General features: G+C 75.0%; 5 protein-coding genes. 1 reads left to right on the top strand and 4 read right to left on the bottom strand.

Going from position 1 to position 5,677, the window contains the following annotated elements:
* A partial coding sequence (locus tag AB8Z36_RS31085) for an ABC transporter permease (protein WP_369216727.1) occupies positions 1–1,137 on the bottom strand: 1,137 nt, incomplete at its 3' end.
* On the bottom strand, positions 1,134–1,910 hold the full coding sequence (locus AB8Z36_RS31080) for an ABC transporter ATP-binding protein (protein WP_369216726.1): 777 nt from the start codon (positions 1,908–1,910) through the stop codon (positions 1,134–1,136). The genes AB8Z36_RS31085 and AB8Z36_RS31080, both read right to left, overlap by 4 nt.
* A gap of 386 nt (positions 1,911–2,296) precedes the next feature.
* Here AB8Z36_RS31080 and AB8Z36_RS31075 point away from each other — a divergent pair, with 386 nt between their 5' ends.
* Positions 2,297–2,875, top strand: a complete 579-nt coding sequence (locus AB8Z36_RS31075; RefSeq protein ID WP_369216725.1) for a GtrA family protein — start codon at positions 2,297–2,299, stop codon at positions 2,873–2,875.
* Positions 2,876–2,883: 8 nt separating this feature from the next.
* Here the strand turns inward: AB8Z36_RS31075 and galE are convergent, their stop codons facing one another.
* A complete protein-coding gene (galE, locus tag AB8Z36_RS31070) occupies positions 2,884–3,852 on the bottom strand; it encodes a UDP-glucose 4-epimerase GalE (protein ID WP_369216728.1) in 969 nt (322 codons plus the stop codon).
* Between the two features lie 103 nt (positions 3,853–3,955).
* Entirely contained in the window at positions 3,956–5,623 is a 1,668-nt protein-coding gene (locus tag AB8Z36_RS31065) for a glycosyltransferase family 2 protein (RefSeq protein ID WP_369216724.1), read from the bottom strand.
* Positions 5,624–5,677: the final 54 nt, after the last annotated feature.

Here is a 5,677-nt window from a genome sequence, read left to right as displayed (position 1 = left end):
CAGTTCCAGGCCCGGCGGCAGCGCGCCCCGGGCGTCGAGCAGCGCGCGCAGGCCGAGGTGGGCGGGGACGGCCCCGGCCGCCCCGGCGAGCGCCGCCCAGGCGGCCACCCGGCCGACCTCGCGGCCCACCGCGCCCCGCAGCTGCCGGGGCGTCRCGCCGACCGCACGCAGCAGGCCGAGCTCCCGCGAGCGCTGCGCCAGCGCCTGCACCACCGTCGAGGCCACGACGAGCAGCGCGATGAGCACCACCGTGGCCGTCACGGAGCCGAGCAGGGCGAGCATCCCGGACCGCGCGGGGACGGCGGCGAGGAACTCGGCTTCGCCGCGCCCATCCCCGGTCAGGACGCGCAGCCCGGCGCGGTCGCCCTCGGCACGGTGGCCGACGCTCTCCAGGGAGGCCGCGTCCAGGGCGTGCCGCACGCGCGCGTACAGGGTGGCGGTGCTCGTCCCCGGTGTGGCCGTCACGCCGATGGCGGCCACGGAGCCCGGGTGCCCGGCGAGCCGCCGTGCCTCGGCGGAGGTGAACCAGACGGTGGCGCGGGGGCCTTCGGCGACGCCGGAGACGGTGTACGTGGTGACGGCTCCGCCGGTCCGCAGGGCCACGCGGTCGCCGGTCCGCGCCGTGCCCGCCCCGACGACGACCTCAAAGGCGCGGCGCGGGGCGGTGCCGTCGCGCAGCCCGTACGGGCCGAACCGCGCGGCGTCCCAGGGGCGCCCGGTGGCGGCGGTGCCCCGGACGCCGAGCGGGATGACCTCGTCGGCCACGGCCGCGCGCACTCCGGGGACCCGGCGCACGGTGTCCAGCGCCGCGCGCGGCACCCGGACCCGCTCGGTGAGCCCCGCCGTCGCCGTCTCGGGGGCGCTGCCCCAGGGCTTGGCGGTGTAGCGGGTGTGCTGGTCCCCGGCGACGACGAGGTCGGCCGCGGCGTACCGCTCCACGCGCGCGTGCCCGAGCCCGGCCGAGGCGAGGGTGAGCCCGAAGGAGCCGAGCAGCAGTGAGGTGAGCGCGAGCGCGGCGAAGACGGCGGCCCAGGCTCTGCGGTGCAGGCGCGACGCGCGGGAGGCGAGGAGGGCGACGGGGTTGACGCCGACGGGCTTGGCGCTGACGGACTGGACGCTTCCGGGGCCGCCGCTCATGCCGCGAACCTCCCCAGCGAGCGCATGACGTCGTGCACCTGGTCCGCGCGGGGGTCGTGCAGATGGTGCACGACGCTGCCGCCCGCGAGGAAGAGGGCCTCGTCCGCCCAGGCGGCGGCGGCCGGATCGTGCGTCACCATCAGCACCGTGTGGCCGTCCGCGTCGACCGCGTGGCGCAGCAGCGCGAGGACGTCCCGCGCGGTCGCCGGGTCGAGGGCGCCCGTGGGCTCGTCGGCGAAGACGACCTCCGGTGACGTCACCAGGGCGCGGGCGACGGCCACGCGCTGCTGCTGGCCGCCGGAGAGTTCGTCCGTCCTGTCCTCGGCGCGTCCGGCGAGCCCGACCTCGGCGAGGGCGCGGCGGGCCCGTCCCTCGTCGTGGCCGCCGCCGAGCAGCAGCGGCAGGGCGACGTTCTCCAGCACGCTCAGTGACGGCACGAGGTTGTGCGCCTGGAAGACGAAGCCGACGCGCTCGCGGCGGAGCCGGGTCAGTGCGGCCTCGCCGAGCGGTCCGAGGTCGACGCCGCCGATGCGGACGGTGCCGGTGGAGGGGCGGTCGAGCCCCGCCGCGCACTGGAGCAGCGTCGACTTGCCGGAGCCGGAGGGGCCCATGACGGCGAGGAACCGCCCGCGCTCCACGGTGAGGTCGAGCGGGGCGAGGGCGCGCACACCGCGCCGGTAGGACCTGCTGACCCCGTCGAGCCGGAGCGCGCCGTGCTCACCGACCGCCGCCCTGCCGACGGTGTCACCGCCGTGGCGTTGCCGCCTGAACATGTCGTACGTCCTCTCCGTGACCGTTCCGCTGCCACGGAGAACGCTAGAAATCCGGGGGCGGACGGGGGAGAGAGTGTGGTCCCGTAGGGGAGGTGTAGGTGGCTACACCTCCCCAACGGGTGGCGCCTGATGGTGCCATCCCGTGCCGCTGATGGCTCCGCGCCCGCCGCGATCCGGCCGCCCCGGGCCCGGCAGGCTTCCTCAGGGATTCACGGCGAACGCCCTCAACGCCTCTGACCTGGTCATTCGCTGCCAGGTGTCGTCGTGGCGCCAAAAAAGTGCATCGTTGGAGCCAAAAGGCCTCGCAGTGGTGCCAGAGCTGTGCCATCATGGCATCAGCAACGGCAAGCACACGGAGTGAATCCCGAGAAGGGGGTGGGTCGATCATGGTGGAGACCACCGGGGCAACGAGTGACGGACAGCAGGCCGGACCTGGCGCCATCGCCGCCTTCGCGCGCTTCGTGCTCTTCGGCGGCGGCGTGGGCCTCGCGTCCAGCTTCGCCGTCGCGGCCCTCGCCTCCTCGGTCCCGTGGGCCCTGGCCAACGCGCTGGTGACGGTGGTCTCCACGCTCCTGGCCACCGAGCTGCACGCCCGCTTCACCTTCGGTGCGGGTGGCCGGGCGACCTGGCGACAGCATGTGCAGTCGGCCGGTTCGGCGGCCGCGGCGTACGCGGTGACCTGCGTGGCGATGGTCGTCCTGCACCAGTTGGTGGCGGCGCCCGGCGCCGTCGCCGAGCAGGCGGTCTACCTCTCGGCGTCAGCACTCGCCGGAATCGCCCGCTTCGCGGTCCTGCGCCTGCTGGTCTTCGCCCGCTCCCTGTCCAAGCCGGTGCCCGCGGCGCCGGAGGCCGCGCCTGTCGCCGCCTCGACCGCGTCCCCCGCCCGGAAGGCCCTGCCGGTCCCCGCGACCGTGGGTCACGGAGCGCCCCGGCCCACGGCCGCGGCCCTCTGCGCCGCCGCCTGACCGGAAGGTCAGCGCGCCTGCCAGCCCGCCCACGCCGAGGCCACCATCTCGCGGACGTCCCGCCGCGCCGTCCAGCCGAGTTCCTTCGTGATGCGTTCCGCCGATGCCACGACCCGGGCCGGGTCGCCGGGGCGGCGGGGGGTGACCACGGGAGGTGTGTCGTGGCCCGTGACCTCGTTGATCAGGGTCGTCATCGCGCGGACCGAGACGCCCTCGCCGCGGCCGATGTTCAGGGTCAGGTCCGTGCCGGGCGGCGAGGAGGCGAGGGCGCGGGCCGTCGCCACGTGGGCCTCGGCGACATCGGCGACGTGGATGTAGTCGCGTACGCATGTGCCGTCGGGCGTGGCGTAGTCCGCGCCGAAGATGCGGGGGGCCTCGCCGGCCGTGAGCTTCTCGAAGACCATCGGGACGAGGTTGAAGACGCCGGTGTCCGCGAGCTCCGGGGAGGCCGCGCCCGCCACGTTGAAATAGCGCAGGGAAGCCGTTGTCAGGCCGTGCGCGCGGCCCGCCGCCCGCACCAGCCACTCGCCCGCGAGCTTCGTCTCGCCGTACGGGCTCATCGGCAGGCACGGCGTCTCCTCGGTCACCAGGTCGACGTCGGGCATGCCGTACACCGAGGCGGACGAGGAGAAGACGAAGTGCGCCACGGCGGACGCCGGGGCCGTCACGGCGTCCAGCAGGACCCGCAGGCCCTCCATGTTCTCGTGGTAGTAGTGCAGCGGACGCTCGACCGACCCCGCCACCTGCTTCTTGCCCGCCAGGTGGACCACGCCGGTCACCGCGTGCTCCGCGACGACGCGCCGGAGCAGCTCGCCGTCGAGGACCGAGCCGACCACCAGCGGCACACCCTCCGGGACGCGATCGGCGACGCCGGTGGACAGGTCGTCGTAGACCACGGCCCGCTCGCCCGCCTCCGACATGGCGCGGACGACATGCGCTCCGATGTATCCGGCACCACCGGTGATCAGCCAGGTCATGGTCGTCTTGTCCCGTCTTGTCGTCATCGTGGCTATGACGTGCAGTCTTGACGTTGCAGTCGACGTGCAGTCTCGCAGAGGGGGTGTTCGAGGGGCGTCAGCGTCAGTGGGCCGTGGTGCCCGTGAGCGTGCGGACAAGCCGGGTGAGGCGCCGCTTCGCGACGCCCGCGACGCCCCGCACACCGGGGGCGAGCCGCACCGAGAGACTGCCCGCCTGGGTGGCGTAGGGCTGGACGAGGAGCACCCCGCGCCGCCCGCCGGGCACCACCGTGCGGCGCAGCAGACCGGGCCCCGCGACGGCCCGCGCGGTCGCCTCGCGCGCCGTCCCGTCGGCGAAGTGCAGCCGCAGCCGGACGTCCCAGACGCCGCCCTGAAGCGCCGCGAGGTCGAGCAGCACCTCGGCGGACCAGGTGCCGTCGGCCCGCGCGGCACCGAACGCGGCGGTACGGCGCTGTCCGGGCAGACCGCTCTGCCGGTGGATCAGCTCGACGTCCACCGTGCCGGGCCCCGCGTCCGCCACCCGTCCGTACAGCTCGCGGAGCCGGAGCGTCAGCCGGGCGCTCCCCGGGCGCGGGCGCAGCTCGCCGTCGACCGCGAGCGGCAGCAGCCGGACCGGGCGCACGAGCAGATGCTCCAGGGTGACCTGGGGGAGGTCGTCCGCCCAGATCGGCGTGGCGTCGGCCGCCCGCGGATACGGCGGCGGGAGCCGGGCCGGGCGCGCCGCCACCTCCTTCAGGCGGGTCAGGTCGCGCGGCTCCGCCGAGGCGAGGACGACGCGCGCGATGACCCGGCCGGGGGCGGGCGCCGCGTCGAGGTCGGCGGTGTCGAACGTCGCGAGGTACGCGCGCGTGAGGGACCACCACTCGCGCCGGTACTCCGCGCCCCGCGAGGTCAGTTCGCGCGCGTACATCCGCAGCTCGTGGTCGATGAACTTGGCGCGGGCCGCCCGCGCGAGCCGCTTGCCGCCGGTGCCGGGCGCGCCCCGCAGAATCTCCACGGACCGGCGGTGCGCCTCCATGCGGGCCTGCCAGTTGGTGATCCCCGAGCGGTCGAGGGAGATCGACAGCTTGGTGGCGGCGCGGCGCACGTGCCACACGTACACCGTGTCGGGGATCAGCGCGATGCGCGGTGCCGCGGCGAGCATCCGCGCGCAGAACACGAAGTCCTCGTAGATGAAGCGGCCTTCGGGAAAGCGGACGTCGTGCTTGCGGAGGAAGTCCGTGCAGTAGAGCTTGTCGACGCAGAGCGTGTCGTGGACGAGGCGGGTGCGCAGCTCGGGGCGCGGCACGAGCCGCGCCGTGGCGTACAGCTCGGGCTGCCAGGGCACCTCGCGCCCCGACGGCAGCTCGCGGCGCACGCAGAGACCGGCGGCGACCTCGGCGTCCCGCGCGGCCGCCGCGGCGTACAGCGCGTCGGCCGCACCCGGCGGCAGCACGTCGTCGCTGTCGAGGAACATCAGGTACGGGAGGGCCGCGGCGTCGATCCCGTCGTTGCGGGGCGTTCCGCAGCCGCCGCTGTTGGTGGCGCGGCGGATCACCCGGACACGGCGGTCGCGCTCCGCGAGGGCGGCCAGGAGCGCGCCGCTGCCGTCCGTGGAGCAGTCGTCGACGGCGATCACCTCGCCGACGACGGGGCCCTGGGCCAGCGCGGAGCGCACCGCGTCGGCGATGTGTGCCACGTCGTTGTAGCCGATCACGACGACGGAGACCTGCGCGTGCGGGTGGTGGGAGGGGCGATTCTGGGCAGGCGGCTGAGACAGGGTGCGGTCCACGGTGGGAATTTTAGTGGTTTCTCGTAATTATCCGATTAGGGGGGCATTCGTGGC

Origin of the sequence: Streptomyces flavofungini, assembly GCF_041028215.1 — a bacterium.
GTDB classification, from domain to species: domain Bacteria; phylum Actinomycetota; class Actinomycetes; order Streptomycetales; family Streptomycetaceae; genus Streptomyces; species Streptomyces flavofungini_B.
Note: the sequence above shows the minus strand (reverse complement) of the source record. Positions and strands in the feature narration are given on the sequence as shown.

Excerpts from the sequence above, each read along its gene's own strand:
- AB8Z36_RS31075 (WP_369216725.1), top strand. The coding sequence starts at position 2,297 with ATGGTGGAGACCACCGGGGCAACGAGTGACGGACAGCAGGCCGGACCT.
- galE (WP_369216728.1), bottom strand. The coding sequence starts at position 3,852 with ATGACCTGGCTGATCACCGGTGGTGCCGGATACATCGGAGCGCATGTC.
- AB8Z36_RS31080 (WP_369216726.1), bottom strand. The coding sequence starts at position 1,910 with ATGTTCAGGCGGCAACGCCACGGCGGTGACACCGTCGGCAGGGCGGCG.